We start from the raw sequence: 15,460 nt of genomic DNA, 5'->3' as shown, positions 1-15,460 counted from the left end.
CTACCGCGGCCGGTTCGGCTCGAGCTGTCCGTTTCCGAGATCGGTTCCCCGTCGAGCGTCGGCGTTCGGACTGAGCGCGAACAGTCCGCGGCCGGGCTCGTGGTCGTAGGTCACCCACTGCGGAAGAAACTCGGCCCCGATCAGCTTGCGGACGGCGAGGCGTTTGAGCCGCGTCTCGGCCGCCGTCTGCTCCGTCAGCTGCAGATCGACGATCCCGTCGACGGCGTGACCGTCCTCGGGATAGCCGTCCCGCCCCGCCGTCGTGGCGGCGACGATGGGAACGAACCGCGCCTTGCAGACCGTCGCGCGGATATCTCTGACCAAGTCGCGGAGCAACTGCTCCTGGAGCAGCGACTCGAGTTCGTCCAGCGAGTCGATCGTGACCAGTCCGGTCTCGGTCATCTCGAGGGCGTCGAGCGCGCGGTGTAGGCTGTTCGCGACCTCGCGGCGATCGCTCGGATCGCGCACGTCGACGATCGCCTCGTCGGCGGCCTCGCCGAGGAAGGTCGACCAGTCGTTCCGCCTGTCGAGGTAATCCTCCCGGTCGTCCAGCCGATGGGTGAAACAGTCGATGATCCGCAACCGGTCGTTCTCCAGCGCCGGCAGGACGTTCCAGCCGTTCGCGTAGAACCGCTCTAAGGTCGCCGTCGGCGGGTTGGCGACGGAGACGACGACGGCGCGCTCGCCGCGTTCGAGGGCGCGCCAGGCGAGTTCGATCCCGAGTTCGGCAGAGCGGGTCCCCTCGTCGCCCGAGAGCAGGAGAAACGAGTCGGCGGGGATGCCGTTCGGGACCAGGGAGTCCAGCGGTTCGACGCCCGTGATGAATCGCTTGTAGGCGTCGGGTTCCGGCATCGCCGAATCGGCGTCCGCGGCGGCCTCGAGGCAGGCGGTCGAACAGTATCGTCCGTCCTCGCTCTCTTCGGGATCGGCGGGTATCGGGTAGTGACAGTAGTCGCACTCGAGCGGGTACTGGGGAGTGCGATCCGTCTGGAGCCGTTCTGACATGCTGAGACGTGGTTCCACGGGTGGCCAAATAGAACCCGCCCCTGATCGTCACTGGGCTTACTGGTCTGCTCGAGCGGAGCCGGCCCCCTCGCGGGGACAGTCCGAATCGGTGTCGTCTTCGTCGCCCTCGTCTCCGTCGTTCTCGTCGCCCTCGTCTTCGTCGTCCTCGCCGCACTCGTCTCCGTCGTTCTCGTCGCCCTCGTCTTCGTCGTCCTCGCCGCACTCGTCGCCCTCGTTTTCATCGTCCGATGGACGAAGCGCGACGATTCCATCGTCGAACCCGGCGTAGAGGGTGTTCTCGTCGACGGCGACGAGCGTCCGCGTGCTGCTGGGACCGCCCTCCCATTGCCACGTCACGGCCCCGGTCTCGAGGTCGAAGCCGACGACCGAACCGTCGCGGAAGGCGATCAGGGTGTCCCCGGCGATGAGCGGCTCCGACGCGTCGGGAGCGGTCCAGCGCTCCCCGTCGTCGGACGGGTACACACTGATGTCACTGCTGCCCGGAAACGGCACGGTCACTCGAGCGTCGGGTGTCGCGGCGACGGTGGTCTGTGTTTCTTGCTGCACGACGTCGCCAGTGTCGGGGTCGAGGAGCGGGCCCCCATGCATGTCGACTACTCTCATGCCGAAGACGAACGCTTCGCTCGCCACGAGACTGGTCGAAACGCCGCCCTCCGGCGCGACTGCCCACTCGGTGTCGCCCGTCGTCGCATCCAGTGCAGCGACGCCGTCCTCGAGCGCGACGGCACCGGGGCTGTCCTCGGGACACGGTGTCGTTATCGCGTAAACGGTCCCGTCCACGACGGCGACGAGCTCCGTCGCGAACGACGTCGACACGGACTCGTCCGTGTCGTCCGCCGCCCGTACCGTGACTTGTTCGCGCCGCCACTGGATCGATCCGTCGTCGCCGTCGAGTGCATAGAGAGCCTCCCCGGCGACGACGTAGAGCGTCCCGTCGGCGGCCGTCGGATTGGTGATCCACTCGACGGTATCGAGCTTCCGCTCCCACCGGACCGAGCCATCCGCGGCGTCGTACGCCGTGACGCTATCCCTGCCGTTGACGTAGACCATTCCGTCGGCGACCGTCGGCCGACCCGTCGCCTCGACCGCGGCTTGCCAGTCGAGTTCGCCGTCGTCGGCGTCGATCGCGTGGAGTTCGGTCTCGTAACTTTGGAAGAGCCCGCCGATTCGTTCGTCGGTCCGCTCGTAATTCGTCAGGAGGTAGATCCGCCCGTCGACGGCGGCGACCGTCCCGTCGTGCCACGTGCGCATACTCGGGAGTTTGTATCGCCAGGCGACGGTCTCCGGCTCCGGGAACTCGTCCTCGAGCGGCAGGTAATTCGAGTTCGCGGCGTTGCCCCAGGCGGAGGACCAGCCGTCGGGATCGCCGGTCGAGGTCGGCCCCGACGACGTGTCCAAAGCCGCCTCCTCGGTCGTCGCGCTGATCGACGCGAGCGCGCCGGTGGTCGAAAGTGCTGCACCAGTCGCCAGTATCGAACGGCGATGCCAGTTTGGCATACCGTCGTCGACGCGCGTTCCTTTCAATATTATCTGGTTACTATAGAACACTTATTGACTGAGAAACTATTTCTGGCGGTCAAACCGGGATCGCCCGACCGACGACGGTTCGTCCGTCACCGTTTTCTCCGGTACTCGTGACGGCTACGTATGGACAGCGCACTCGTTATCGGCGGCACGCGCTTCATCGGCCGCCATCTCGTCGAGGATCTGCTCGAGCACGACTACCGCGTCACCCTCCTCACTCGCGGCACCCGCGAGAACCCCTTCGTGGACGATGACCGCGTCGCCCACATCGAGGGCGATCGCACGAACGACGCGGTGCTCGAGTCGGCAGCGTCGACGGTCGATCCCGACGCGGTCTTCGACTGCGTGGCCTACCACCCCGCGGACGTCCGTACCGCGACCGACGTTTTCGCGGACTGCGAGGCCTACGTCTACGTCTCGAGCGGCGCGGCGTACGGCCGCGAGGAGATCCCGAAACGCGAAGGTGAGACGCCGTTGCACCCCTGTACCGCCGAGCAGTCGACCGACGATTCCGTCGAGACCTACGGGAACCGGAAGGCCGAGTGCGATCGGGCGGTGTTCGCGGCGGCCGAGAGCGGCGTCCGCGCCATGGCCGTCCGGCCGCCGATCGTCTACGGTCCCCACGACTACACCGAGCGTCTGGACTGGTGGATCGACCGGCTGCACCGCTTCGACCGTATCGTGGTCCCCGGCGACGGAACGAACCTCCGACACCGCGTCTACGTCGAAGACGTGGCCAGCGCGTTGCGGGTCGTCGCCGAGCGCGGCGCGGCCGGCGAGGCGTACAACGTCGGCGATCGACGGCTCGTCACGCTCGAGGAGATGATCGAGCTGATCGCCGATTCCCTGGACACTGCGGTCGAGACCGTCCACGCCGGCCCGCGCGAGCTCGCGGCCGGCGACATCGAACTCGACGACTACCCCCTCTATCGGACGTATCCACACGTCCTCTCGACGGCGAAACTCGCCGCGCTGGGCTGGGAATCGACACCGCTCGAGGCGGCGATGGACCGGTCGGTCGAGTCCCACCTCGAGAGCGACCGCGACGGGGACGAGAACGGCCCGGACCGGGTGGCCGAAGAGCGCGTGCTTGGCATTCTCGAGACGCTCTGATCAGGACTCCAGTTTCCGGAGTCGCTCGAGTCGCCGCGCCGTCGACGGTCTCGTGGCGAGGCGCTCGAGGATTCGACTCCGACCCGCGGCGAGGTCACGACCGGCCTCGCAGGCGTTCGCGAAGGTATCGACGCCGACCTCGCTCGCCGCGCGGCGGTCCGCGGCGAACTCACAGCGCTGGAGATGCCGGGCGAGCAGCGGCCAGCCAACGAGCAGACCGACGAGCGCGAGGGCCAGCGATGCCCAGACGGTCAGGACGACGAACGCGCCGAACAGAAGCGCCGCGACGAGCGTTCGTCGCTCGAGGAGCCAGCGCTCGTCGGCCGCGTCGACCCGCGCACACAGCGCCGTGAGTTCGTCGTCGTCGAGGATCTCCAGCGCGTAGTCGGTGGCGTAGGCCCGCCGGTTCCAGAACGGGCCATCGAGATAGACCGCGGCGACTTCGGTTTCGCGACCCGGAAACACGCCGGCGATCACCGCGGTCAGGTCGGCCCGGTCGGCCGCGGCCTCGAGTCGCCGGCGCTGTTCGGCCGTCGGTTCTGAGACGTCCTGCGAGAGTCGGACGGCGTGTTGTACCCAGGCGTAGATTCCGACGACGAGGACGAGGAGGACGACCGGGATCAGCCGTGGATCGGGATCTGACGCCCCGAGGAGCACCGTGAGGAGAGCGATCACACCGACGCAGAAGATCCCGATCGCCACGAGGTACTTGGCGAGCCGGATGAGGGCCGTCGCGGCGCTGATCTCGAGGTCCCGCCGCTCGCGGGCGTACGGAAAGACGCCGAGATAGGTGACGAGGACCGCGACGATCGTGCCGATCCCCGTCGCCCCCCAGGCGAGCGACGCGGCGAGTCCGCCGGACAGTGCCGGGTGAACGGCGGAAAGCGCGGTTTCGGTCGCGCCGAGGAGGCCGGAGAACACGAGCGCGGAAAGGGTCGTGAGGCCCACGACAGTGAGGAGGCGATACGTCCCGCGCGATCGGTGCTCGTCGTCGGCTCTCCGGATCGCGTACCGGCCGTACAGGCGGCCCGCGACGTAGCCGACGACGAGTAGTCCGAGCCAGCGCGTGACTATTCCGATCATATTTGGACTGTTTAGTTGGAAATTTATAACGTGTCGCTTTCCGTCCGACGCGAGCGGTCGGTAGTCGCTCGAGCCACGGTCTCGCAAAGCGGGCACGCGATTTCCCGTCGACGGGAGCGCGACGAGGAAAAGCACATGTCCCGGGGGTGTGTCAGAACCGGTATGTTCGAGAAGTCGACGTGGATTCGTCTCCCGCGAAATGTCGTCGTCGGTCACGGCGTTCGCAGCGAGGTCGTCGACGTGGTCGACGATCTCCACCTGCAGGGGCGGCCGCTGTTCGTCACGAGTCCGACGCCTCGAGACGTCGCCGCGGACCCGATCGCGGCCGATTTCGAGGCCGCCGGAATCGATCCCGCGATCGTCACGATCGAGAAAGCGACCTTCGACGCCGTCGAGCGAGTCATCGAGGCCGCCGAAGCCGAGGACGCGTCCTACCTCGTCGGAATCGGCGGCGGGAAGGCCATCGACATCGCGAAACTGGCCAGCCACCACCTCGAGATGGGCTTTCTCTCGGTGCCGACGGCGGCCAGCCACGACGGGATCGTCAGCAATCGCGGCTCCGTGCCGGACGGGGACTCCCGCCACAGCGTCGCGGCGGAACCGCCGCTGGCGGTCGTCGCCGACACCGGGATTCTCGCCGACGCCCCGTGGGAGCTGACGACCGCCGGCTGCGCCGACATCATCTCGAACTACACCGCGGTGATGGACTGGCGGCTCGCCCAGCGGCTCAAAGACGTCGAGTACTCCGAGTACGCCGCCGCGCTCTCGGAGATGACCGCCGAGATCCTCGTGGACAACGCCGACCTCATTCGACCGGGGCTCGAAGAGTCGGCCTGGATCGTCACCAAGGCGCTCATGTCGTCGGGCGTCGCGATGAGCATCGCCGGCTCGTCACGACCCGCCAGCGGAGCCGAACACCTGTTCTCCCATCAACTCGACCGACTGGAACCCGAGGCGGCCCTCCACGGCCACCAGGTCGGCGTCGGGTCGATCATGACCGCCTACCTCCACGGCGGCGATCGGGGCATCTGGCGGGACATTCGCGACGCGCTCGCGAGCATCGACGCGCCGACGACCGCCGTGGAACTCGGAATCGACGACGAAACGGTGATCGAGGCGCTGACGACCTGCCACGAGATCCGCGATCGCTATACGATCCTCGGCGACGGGATGAACGAGCGGGCCGCTCGAGACGTGGCGACGAAAACGGGCGTCATCGACTGATCGACGGCGTCAATCGGGGTCGGTCCGTCCCATCAGCCGAGGTCCGTCCGCCGGAACTGCCAACTCCCGAGGAGCAGCGGGACGACGATCCAGCCCGCGAGGATGACGAGCATGAACCAGCCCTGCACGTAAAACGGGTTGCTCTCGGCCGTGGTCGTCTGCAGCATGACGAAGTTATCCGGGAAGACGAGTTTCATCCCGTTGAGATAGGCCCCAGTCGGGCTGAGGCTGAAGATGAAATCTAATACCGAATCGCTGTAGTCGACGCCGAGTTCGTTGAAGACGAACCTGGCCATCTGGACGGGGCTGACCGGCAGGAAGTTCCATCCGAGGTTGAACACGAAAAAGAAGCCGATCGCACCGCTCATCGCCCGCGACCGACTCGAGGTCGCCGCGGAGATCGCGACGGCGACGGCGACGTACGCGAGCGCGTACACGAGGGTGAGCCCGATGAATGCCGCGTACTCGGCGTATTCGATGGTCATCTCCGGGACGAGCAGCTGCGCGGCGACGGTTCCGATGGCGAACGCGACGAGCAGTGAGACGACGACGACACCAGTCCGGGCGAGCAGCTTGCCGACGACGACATCCGACCGAGAGACGGGGAGACTCAGCTGGTACCGGACGCTGCCGGACTCGCGCTCTCCGGCGACCGAGAGATACGCCGCGACGATCGCGACCAGCGGAATGACCAGCGCGCCGCCGATCCCGGCGAGACTCCACAGGACCCTGTAGAAGTCGGGCTCCTGTCGACTGCTCTGCCCCCAGTAGAACAGGAGCATGAACAGGGCGTACAGTGCGGCGGGGATCCAGACGAGCTTCGCCCGTCGGACGTTCAGAAAGTCCCGTTTGGCGACCGAAATGGCGCTCATACGGTCACCTCCTGTTCCCGCTCCGGATCGGTCGGTGACTCGACCGCGCCGTCGCCGTCCGTGCTTCCCGTATACTGATTGAACAGTTCTTCGAGCGAGGTGTCCGTCGAGAGGATATCCGTCACGGTCGCCCGGTCGTCGAGATGTCGGACGACGTCGACTTTCACGGTGGCGTCATCGCAGACGGTTGTGACGGTATCCCCGTCGATGTCGGTCTGCTGCACGCCCGAGATCGAGCCGACGTCGAGGACGGCGGGATCCACGGGCGTGGCGAGTTCCACGTCGATCGTCACTGCACCGGTTGCTTCGTCCTGCAAGTTCTCGATGCTGTCCAGAGCGACGAGGTGACCCTCGTTCATGATGCCGACGCGGTCACAGACGGCTTCGACCTCCGACAGGATGTGGCTCGAGAAGAACACGGTCGTTCCCGACTCGGCCTCGTCTCGCAGCAGCTCGCGCATGTCCTGAATGCCCGTCGGATCGAGTCCGGAGGAGGGCTCGTCTAACAGCAGTAGGTCGGGATCGCCGACCAACGCCATTCCGAGTCCCAGTCGCTGTGCCATCCCCTTCGAGAACCCGCCGGCGGCTCGGTCCGCGTCCTCGAGGATGCCGACGCGGTCGAGGATCGCATCGACGTCGATGGCTGCGTCCTTGGTGTCGGCGACCCACTCGATGTGTTCGCGTGCGGTCAGACGCTCGTAGAGGGTCGCACCTTCCGGAAGAACGCCGATCCGTTCTCGAATTTCTCCCGTTTCGTCCTGGGCATCGTATCCGAGTACGGTCGCAGTTCCCTCCGTCGGTCTGACGAAGTCGAGCAACATGTTGATCGTCGTCGACTTCCCGGCGCCGTTGGGACCCAGGAAGCCGAATATTTCCCCGTTCTCGACCGTGAGATCGAGGTCGTCGACAGCGAGGACCGACTCACCGTACCGCTTGGTGAGACCGTTCGTTTGAATGGCGGCCATGGCTGCCCCTCTGTACCCCTGTCATGTATAGTTTTTGTAATTATTGTACCGTAGTTATGGCCGTCAGATCGGCCTCTCAGACGTGCTCGTCCAGGAAATCCGCGATCGCGGAGTAGGCCTCGATGCGGTTCTCGAGTTTCGAGAAGCCGTGGCCCTCGTCGTCGAAGATCAGCTTTCGGACCGGAACGCCCTGTTCGGCCGCTCGGTCGGCGATCTGTTCCGCTTCGCCGACCGGAACGCGTGGGTCGTTCTCCCCGTGGAGGACGAACAGCGGTGCCTCGATCCGCTCGACGTTGTTGATCGGCGAGATCTCCTCGAGGAACGCGCGGTCCTCGGCGAGCGAGCCGTACTCCGCCTCCCGGAGTTCGCGCCGCCAGTCGCCCGTGTTTTCGAGGAACGTGACGAAGTTGGCGATGCCGACGATGTCGACGCCGGCGGCCCAGAGATCGGGGTACTCGGTCAGCGCAGCCAGCACCATGAACCCGCCGTAGGAGCCGCCCTTGGCGGCGATCCGGTCGGGATCGATCGCGCGGTGGTCCCGCAGCCACTCGACGCAGGCCTCGATGTCGGCGACCGAATCCATCCGCTTTTCGACGTCGTCGAGGGCGGCGTACTCGGCACCGTAGCCCGACGAGCCCCGAACGTTCGGCTCGAAGTAGGCGTACCCCCGGTCGAGGAAGTACTGTTTGACGCTCGAGAACGAGGGTCGGCGCTGGCTCTCTGGGCCGCCGTGGATGTCGACGATGACCGGCGTATCGCCCGCTGCGGCGTCGTCGGGAAGGGTCAGGAAGCCGGGTACCTCGAGCCCAGCGTCGGACTCCTCCGGAGTCCCACTGGCCGACGGGCGCTGCCCGTCAACGCCGACGCTCTCGACGCGGACGAGTTCGGACTCGGCGAACGACTCGCGGGGAATGCCCGCGGTCGGCGCACTCGTCCACTGGTCCGCCTCGCCGGTCTCGAGATCGACGACGAAGACGTTCGTGTTGACGGTGTCGCCGGTCGTCGAGAGCGCGAACCGCTCCGCGTCGGGATCGAAACTCACGCCGCCGGAGATTCCGCCGGGCAGGTCGGGCTCGGGAAACGTCTCGAACGCGGTCGGCTCCTCGCCGTCGAACGCCCCGACGGTCAGTTCGGTGTAGCCGTCGACGTTGCGCGAACAGACGAATCGGCCGGTCTCGTCGTCCAGCGCGATCCCGTCGACGTTCCACCCGTCCCCGTCGATGACGGTCTCGAGATCGCCGCTCTCGAGGTCGAGATAGGCCAGATAGAGGGTGTCGGCCTCGCCCTCGTCCGTAACGAGGTAGAGTCCCTCGCCGTCGGGTGCCCAGCTCGCGCTCTGATAGCGGACGTCGCCCTCGTGGGGCGTGACGTGCTCGAGTTCGCGCTCGTCGGCCGCGAGGTCGAGCACGTACAGGTCCTGATCGAAGTTGGAGTACGCCTGCGAGACCAGCAGCCGTGTGTCGTCGGGGCTCCAGCCGGACAGCGAGAGCCAGCCGTCGCCCTCGACGACGCGTTCGGCGTCCGCGCCGGTCTCGTCGCGACCCTGCACGTAGACGTCGAAGACGGACTCGTCGCGGCGGTTCGAGGCGAAGGCGAACCGCTCGCCGTCGTCGCTCCAGCCGCCCCAGCGGTGTTTGGCCCCGGGCATCGCCGTTACGTCCTCAATCACCCCGGTCTCGGCGTCGAGCCTGAACAGCTGGGCGCGCTCGTTACCGCCTTCGTCCATCCCGAAGATCAACTCCGGACGCTCGGGTGACCACGAGGCGAAGGTGACTCGCTCGTCGTAGAAGGTCCGCTGCTCGGGCCAGCCGCGGGGTTCGTCGAGGGTCCAGACCTGTGGCGTGCCGGTCGTGTTCATCAGGAACGAGAGCCGTTCGCCGTCGGGACCGAACGAGGCACCGTAGGCGCTGCGAACGTTGAGATAGCGCTCGATATCGTAGCCGCTCATGAGCAGGCCGTACGGACGCGAGGGAGTAGTCGTTTCGGTCGTAAGCAGGGCAGCGGAAACGGACGAGTAGGGTGCAGTTACACCCCGTTCGGTGCCGGCTCCGTGACTCGAGCCGCGCGGAGCCGACGCCCGGCGAGGCAGCGCGACGGCCGCAATGGCTGCGCTTAACAAAGCCGCCGAGGGTGGCGAGCACACTCGATGGCAGGTGAGACCGACGTGTCGCCGGTCGGGACCGTCCTCGTGGCGACCGTGATCATCCTCGCGGCGTTCGGGCTGATGGTCGCGGTCGTCGGCCCGGGGCTGTTCGTGGCCGATTCGCCGGCCAGTTCGGAGGCCGACGGCGAAACGGAGTCGCTGGGACCACAGGCCGGTGACGCCGGCGAGACGACCGCCGGCGGGTACGGGGACGGAAACGAGAGCGACGAGGCCGCCGGCGGGAACGAGAGCGACGACCCTGCGGACAACGAGTCGGAGACCGAGCCGACCGCGGGTGGTGGAAACGAGACCGCCGGCGGGAACGAGAGCGACGATGGCAACGAAACCGGTGATCGGGGTGCCGGCGCGGACGAGGACGGGGGCGACGGTGACGCGTCCGAGGGTGACGACCCCGACGACGAGGATACCGGCGCTGACGCGGACGACCCCGACGACGCGGACGACCCCGACGACGAGGAAACCGGTGACGACGCGACCGACAGCGAACCCGAGTCGGGGAGCGACGACGCGGACGACGATGGTACGGGCGACGACGGCTTTCTCGAGGACGTCGGCTCGTTCGTCGAGGACGCCCTTCCGGACAACGAGAGCGACGAGTAGCCCGATCGGTCGAACCGTCCCGCGGGTCCGCCTCAGCGGAAACTGGGTGGGTTTTTATTCTCTCGCTCGCATGTAGCAAGCAGATGCGAATCGCGTTCGTCTCGTTCGAAACGGTACACCACTACGACACCGAGACGAACCAGCGGTTTCTGACCATTTGCGAGCTACTCGCGGAGCACGGCCACGACGTCCACTGGTACTGTGCCGGATTCTGGGCGGGCGAGGAAACCACGCACGACCACGACGGGATCACCTACCACGCGGTCTCGACCGGACTCGATGCCCGGAGTTCGTTCCTCCTGCGTCTCCCGTTCGTCCTCGCGGCCGCGAATCCGGACGTGATTCACGTCGGCGCACGGCCGCCCAGTCAGGTCATCGCGGCCAAGTGGGGCGCGACGCTCGCGCGCACGCCGCTCGTCCTCGAGTGGTACGGCGACGGCGGCGTGGCCGACACGCGGTGGACGCGGTTCGCGACGGGCCGCCCAGACCGAATCGTCACCCCGTCGGAACTCGTCGGCACGTGGGTTCGCGAAATCGGGGCCGACGGCGACCTCGTCGAGACCGTCCCGAACCCGATCGACTGCGACCGGATTCGGGACGTCGAACCGGGCGAGGAAGTCGACGTGATCTACGCCCGCCGACTCGACGAGGGAGCCAACCTCGAGAGCCTGCTGTTGGCCCTCGCCGAGCTCCGGGACCGCGACTGGGAGGCGAAAGTCGTCGGCGACGGGCCCGAACGACACACCTACGAGCGCCTCGCGAGCGACCTCCGTATCGACGATCGGGTGACGTTCGCCGGCGACCTCGAACTCGAGGAACGGATCGCGGCCTACCGCGGCGCCCACGTCTTCGCCCAGACGGCGGACCACTGCGTCTTCCCGACGGAGATGCTGTGGGCGATCGCCGCCGGCTGCGTCGGCATCTCCGAGTACCACGTCAACTCGAGCGCCCACGAACTCGTCGAGGGCTGGGACCGCGGATACCGGACGACCAGCGAGGACGAACTCGCCGAGGCCATCCTCGCCGCGGGCGATCTCGAGCACCGCGAGTACGACGATCGGTTCGTCGACTACGACCGGTCGGCGGTGGCCGATCGGTATCTGGATCTCTACCGCACGCTACAGGACGACCACGGATTGCTCTGAGCCGCCGCCGATGGACTGGTGACGGTCGATCGGTCGGTTCTCCGGACGGACTCACTTGGAGGTACGTATATGTTCACTCGGGAGGACGTTCGGGTATGCACGACGACTGTGAGTTCTGTCGAATCGTCGCCGGAAACCGATCGGCGCACGTTCTCCACGAAGACGAGGAAACGGTCGCGTTTCTCGACGCGAATCCGGCCGTGAAGGGACACAGTCTCGTCGTACCGCGGAGCCACGAGGAAGACGTCCTGACGATCGACGAACCGACCTCGACGGCCGTCTTCGAGACGGTGCGGACCGTCGCGAACGCACTGGAGAGGACGCTCGAGCCGAGCGGGTTCAGCGTCTTTCACACGACCGGTCCGCTGGTCGGGACCGTCGACCACGCGCACGTGCATCTCGTCCCCCGCTTCGAGGGCGACGACGTGATGCTCTCGCTCTCGCGGGAGCGGCTCGATCCCGACGACGCGACGCGACTGCGAGACCGCGTTCGAGCACACCTCTGACAGCCTCCCGCGGCGACCGCCGTGGCTTTCGTCTCGCTACCGCCGTCCTAACGGCGTCGGTTTCTCGAGTCCCGAGACGACGCTCGAACCAGTCGCGGTGCTGTTCAAAGGTCGAACGTCGCCGCCGCCGTCTCCATGTCCTTGTCGCCGCGACCCGAGAGGCTCACGAGGATCGTGTCGTGCTCGCCCGCTTCGGCGAGGTCGATCGCGCGAGCGATCGCGTGACTGGACTCGAGCGCGGGGATGATCCCCTCCGTCTCGCTCAGCTCGCGGAACGCCGCGAGCGCCTCGTCGTCGGTGACGCCCGTGTATTCGCAGCGACCGACGGCCCGGTACATGGCGTGTTCGGGGCCGACGCCGGGGTAGTCCAGCCCCGCCGAAACGGAGTGGACCTCGACGTCGTCGTCGATGACGCGCGTCTTCATGCCGTGGATGACGTCGTCCGTTCCCGACGCGAGCGGGGCGGCGTGTCGGCTCGAGTCCGGACCCTCTCCGCCGCCCTCGGCACCGTAGAAATCGACGGGATCGTCGCGGAACGCGTGGAAGAGGCCGATCGCGTTCGAGCCGCCGCCGACGCAGGCGACCGCCGCGTCGGGGAGTGCTCCGGTCCGCTCTCGGATCTGTTCGCGGGCCTCCCGGCCGATGACGCTCTGGAAGTCCCGAACCATCCGCGGGAACGGATCGGGACCCACGACGCTGCCCACCAGGTAGTGGGTGTCCTCGACGTTCTCGGCGAAGTCCTCGAGCGCCGCGTCGACGGCGTCGGCCAGCCCCTCGTCGCCGCGAGTGACCTCGTTGACCTCGGCTCCCATCAGCCGCATCCGGAAGACGTTCATCTCCTGGCGCTCGACGTCTTTCCTCCCCATGTAGATCTCCGTCTCGAGGCCGAGCAGGGCACCGACCATCGCGGTCGCGGTCCCGTGCTGGCCGGCCCCGGTCTCGGCGATCAGTCTGTCGCGACCGGCTCGTTTGGCGAGCAGGGCCTGCCCCAGACAGTTGTTGATCTTGTGCGCCCCGCCGTGGAGCAGATCCTCGCGCTTGAGGTAGATGTCGGCCCCGTAGCGCTCGCTCAGGTTGCGCGCGTAGTACAGCGGGGTCGGGCGACCGGCGAACTCCTCGAGCAGGCCGCGCAGCTCCGATTGGAACGCGTCGGTGGTCGCGACGTCGTCGTACGCCGCGGCTAGCTCTTCGAGCGGTTCTCGCAGCGGCTCCGGTACGTGTCGCCCGCCGTATCCCTCGAATCCTCCGGTTTCCATACGACGGTGGATTGCGCGCTCACGGTCAAATAAGTTCGTACAGTCGGCGTCTCGGTGCTCCCCCGACGGGCGAGACGCCGCGGGCGTGGTCGAACGACCGTCGAGACGCCCCGGTCGGCTCGAACCGGCGTCAGCGATCGACGCTCCCCAGGACGATGTCGAGACTGCCCAGCGATGCGATCAGGTCCGCGACGTACTCGCCTTCGGCCATCTCGGGCAGCGCGGAGAGGTTGTGGAAGCACGGGCTCCGGATCTTGAACCGGGCCGGCGAGTTCGAGCCGTCCGCGCGGATGTAGATGCCGAGTTCGCCCTTCGCGGACTCGACGGCTCGGTAGGTCTCGGTTCCCGCGTCCGGTTTGAGCGTCCGCGGCACGTTGCTCTGGACGGTTCGTTCGTCGTCGGGCCAGTCCTCGAGCAGGTCGAGACACTGTTCGATGATCTTCGCCGACTCCTCGACTTCGCGAAGCCGAACGAGGACGCGCGCGTGATTGTCGCAACTGTCTTCGGTGACGACGTTCCACTCGAGGTTCTCGTAGTAGCCGTACGGGTCGTCCCGCCGCAGATCGTAGTCGACCCCCGAGCCGCGGGCGACGGGGCCGGTACAGCCGTAATCCTTGGCGACCTCGGGCTCGAGGACCCCCGTTCCCATCGTCCGTCGCTGGAAGATTTCGTTGCCGGTCAGCAGGTCGTGATACTCGTCGACCTTGGCGGGGAGTTCGTCGAGGAAGTCCCGACACTTCTCGACGAACTCCTGGCGGGGTTCGGGGAGGTCCCAGCAGACGCCGCCCAGCCGGAAGTAGTAGAACATCATCCGCTGGCCGGTCAGATCCTCGAGGATGTCCTGGACGACTTCGCGGTCGCGCATGCCGTACTGGAAGATGGCGGTGAAGTCGCCGTAGACGTCGAGCGCGAACGTCGAGACCGCGAGGAAGTGACCGAGCATGCGCCCGAACTCGGTCGTCATCGTCCGCAGGACCTGCGCGTACTCGGGTACCTCGATGTCGGCGATGTCCTCGATCGCGCGGGCGACCGCCCACTCGTTGGGCAGGTTCGCCGTGTAATCCCAGCGGTTCGAGTACGGAATGATCTGGTGTCGATAGGTGCCCTGCTGGCACATCTGCTCCTCACAGCGGTGGAGGTAGCCGACGTCCGGCTCGACGGCCGCGACGGTCTCGCCCTCGAGCACCGTCTCGAGGTGGAGCACGCCGTGGGTCGCCGGATGGTGGGGGCCGATGTTGAGAAACATCGTGTCCGACTCCTCGGCCCGGCGGTCCGCCTGGAGCGGATTGGCGTGTTCGGCGTACCGGACGACCTGCGGTTTGTCCTGATCGTAATCGAGCGCGAGCGGGTGGCCCTGCCACGATTCTGGGAGGAGGATTCGCGTGAGGTTCGGGTGGTCCGCGTACTCGATGCCGACGAGGTCGAAGGCCTCGCGCTCGTGCCAGTCGGCCGTTCGGAAGACGGGTTCGGCGGACTCGCAGACCGGCTCCCCCGTCGGCAGCGGGACGATCAGCGTCACCTCGTGGGTCCGCTGGTCGTACTTCGTCATGTGGACGATCGACTCGTAGCGATCCTCGTACTGCTGGGGCGTGATACACGAGAGGTGGTCGAACCCGGCCTCGTCGCGCAGCAGCCGAACGACCGCCCGAACGTCGTCCGGGCGGATCACGAAGGCGGGCGCGTTCTCGTGCTCGTCCCGCCCGATCGCGTACTCGTCGAGCAGGGCCTCGAGTGCGGCCTCGTCGACGCCGTCCTCGCGCAGGTGGTCGTACTCCGGATCGATGCGCTCGCGCTCGGGTGCTGGTGTCTCACTCATTGGACTCCCCTCGAGACGCCGACCGACGGCGTGTTCCGGTAGCCTACAGGTGACGCGAAAATGAGGGTTTTCCCGCGTTCCAGTGACTCTCCGCGCGGCGTGAACGATGGTGATCGCGATACTCGCGGTCGAGATCGGTCCCGGCCGACGACTGTTCGACCAAGCG

At 67.0% G+C, this 15,460-nt stretch carries 13 protein-coding genes; 5 read left to right on the top strand and 8 right to left on the bottom strand.

What is annotated here, in order from left to right; genetic code table 11:
* Both BMX07_RS15570 and BMX07_RS15565 read right to left on the bottom strand, forming a co-directional pair.
* Entirely contained in the window at nucleotides 1–1,005 is a 1,005-nt protein-coding gene (locus tag BMX07_RS15570; RefSeq protein WP_090619244.1) for an RAD55 family ATPase, read from the bottom strand.
* Between the two features lie 57 nt (nucleotides 1,006–1,062).
* The gene (locus BMX07_RS15565; protein ID WP_090619241.1) at nucleotides 1,063–2,523 is read right to left on the bottom strand and encodes a PQQ-binding-like beta-propeller repeat protein; all 1,461 of its coding nucleotides are present in this window, start codon (nucleotides 2,521–2,523) and stop codon (nucleotides 1,063–1,065) included.
* A gap of 150 nt (nucleotides 2,524–2,673) precedes the next feature.
* Between BMX07_RS15565 and BMX07_RS15560 the strand changes: the two genes are divergently transcribed.
* The gene (locus BMX07_RS15560) at nucleotides 2,674–3,663 is read left to right on the top strand and encodes an NAD-dependent epimerase/dehydratase family protein (protein WP_090619239.1); all 990 of its coding nucleotides are present in this window, start codon (nucleotides 2,674–2,676) and stop codon (nucleotides 3,661–3,663) included.
* On the opposite strand, the gene BMX07_RS15555 is transcribed toward BMX07_RS15560, so the two are convergent.
* Entirely contained in the window at nucleotides 3,664–4,746 is a 1,083-nt protein-coding gene (locus tag BMX07_RS15555; protein WP_090619235.1) for a peptidase, read from the bottom strand. It abuts the gene before it with no gap.
* Between the two features lie 162 nt (nucleotides 4,747–4,908).
* Between BMX07_RS15555 and BMX07_RS15550 the strand changes: the two genes are divergently transcribed.
* Entirely contained in the window at nucleotides 4,909–5,970 is a 1,062-nt protein-coding gene (locus BMX07_RS15550) for an NAD(P)-dependent glycerol-1-phosphate dehydrogenase (RefSeq protein ID WP_090619232.1), read from the top strand.
* 32 nt (nucleotides 5,971–6,002) lie between these two features.
* On the opposite strand, the gene BMX07_RS15545 is transcribed toward BMX07_RS15550, so the two are convergent.
* The 3 genes from BMX07_RS15545 to BMX07_RS15535 all read right to left on the bottom strand — a co-directional run bounded on the left by BMX07_RS15545 (nucleotide 6,003) and on the right by BMX07_RS15535 (nucleotide 9,755).
* Nucleotides 6,003–6,842: an ABC transporter permease subunit gene (locus BMX07_RS15545; RefSeq protein WP_090619229.1), complete on the bottom strand. Its 840-nt coding sequence runs from the start codon at nucleotides 6,840–6,842 to the stop codon at nucleotides 6,003–6,005.
* On the bottom strand, nucleotides 6,839–7,807 hold the full coding sequence (locus BMX07_RS15540; protein ID WP_090619226.1) for an ABC transporter ATP-binding protein: 969 nt from the start codon (nucleotides 7,805–7,807) through the stop codon (nucleotides 6,839–6,841). The genes BMX07_RS15545 and BMX07_RS15540 overlap by 4 nt, the downstream gene beginning before the upstream one ends.
* Nucleotides 7,808–7,883: 76 nt before the next feature.
* On the bottom strand, nucleotides 7,884–9,755 hold the full coding sequence (locus tag BMX07_RS15535; protein ID WP_090619223.1) for a S9 family peptidase: 1,872 nt from the start codon (nucleotides 9,753–9,755) through the stop codon (nucleotides 7,884–7,886).
* Nucleotides 9,756–9,953: 198 nt separating this feature from the next.
* Between BMX07_RS15535 and BMX07_RS15530 the strand changes: the two genes are divergently transcribed.
* The 3 genes from BMX07_RS15530 (at nucleotide 9,954) to BMX07_RS15520 (ending at nucleotide 12,222) form a co-directional block, all read left to right on the top strand.
* Nucleotides 9,954–10,571, top strand: a complete 618-nt coding sequence (locus tag BMX07_RS15530; RefSeq protein WP_090619221.1) for a hypothetical protein — start codon at nucleotides 9,954–9,956, stop codon at nucleotides 10,569–10,571.
* 83 nt (nucleotides 10,572–10,654) lie between these two features.
* Nucleotides 10,655–11,716: a glycosyltransferase family 4 protein gene (locus BMX07_RS15525; RefSeq protein WP_090619218.1), complete on the top strand. Its 1,062-nt coding sequence runs from the start codon at nucleotides 10,655–10,657 to the stop codon at nucleotides 11,714–11,716.
* Between the two features lie 95 nt (nucleotides 11,717–11,811).
* Complete coding sequence (locus BMX07_RS15520) at nucleotides 11,812–12,222, top strand: HIT family protein (RefSeq protein ID WP_090619215.1); 411 nt, start codon at nucleotides 11,812–11,814, stop codon at nucleotides 12,220–12,222.
* Nucleotides 12,223–12,326: 104 nt separating this feature from the next.
* Here the strand turns inward: BMX07_RS15520 and trpB are convergent, their stop codons facing one another.
* Both trpB and BMX07_RS15510 read right to left on the bottom strand, forming a co-directional pair.
* On the bottom strand, nucleotides 12,327–13,478 hold the full coding sequence (gene trpB / locus BMX07_RS15515; RefSeq protein ID WP_090619212.1) for a tryptophan synthase subunit beta: 1,152 nt from the start codon (nucleotides 13,476–13,478) through the stop codon (nucleotides 12,327–12,329).
* A gap of 130 nt (nucleotides 13,479–13,608) precedes the next feature.
* Complete coding sequence (locus tag BMX07_RS15510) at nucleotides 13,609–15,294, bottom strand: NADH-quinone oxidoreductase subunit D (protein ID WP_090619209.1); 1,686 nt, start codon at nucleotides 15,292–15,294, stop codon at nucleotides 13,609–13,611.
* Between the last annotated feature and the right edge of the window lie 166 nt (nucleotides 15,295–15,460).

Origin of the sequence: Natrinema salaciae (assembly GCF_900110865.1) — an archaeon.
Lineage (GTDB): Archaea > Halobacteriota > Halobacteria > Halobacteriales > Natrialbaceae > Natrinema > Natrinema salaciae.
Note: the sequence above shows the minus strand (reverse complement) of the source record. Positions and strands in the feature narration are given on the sequence as shown.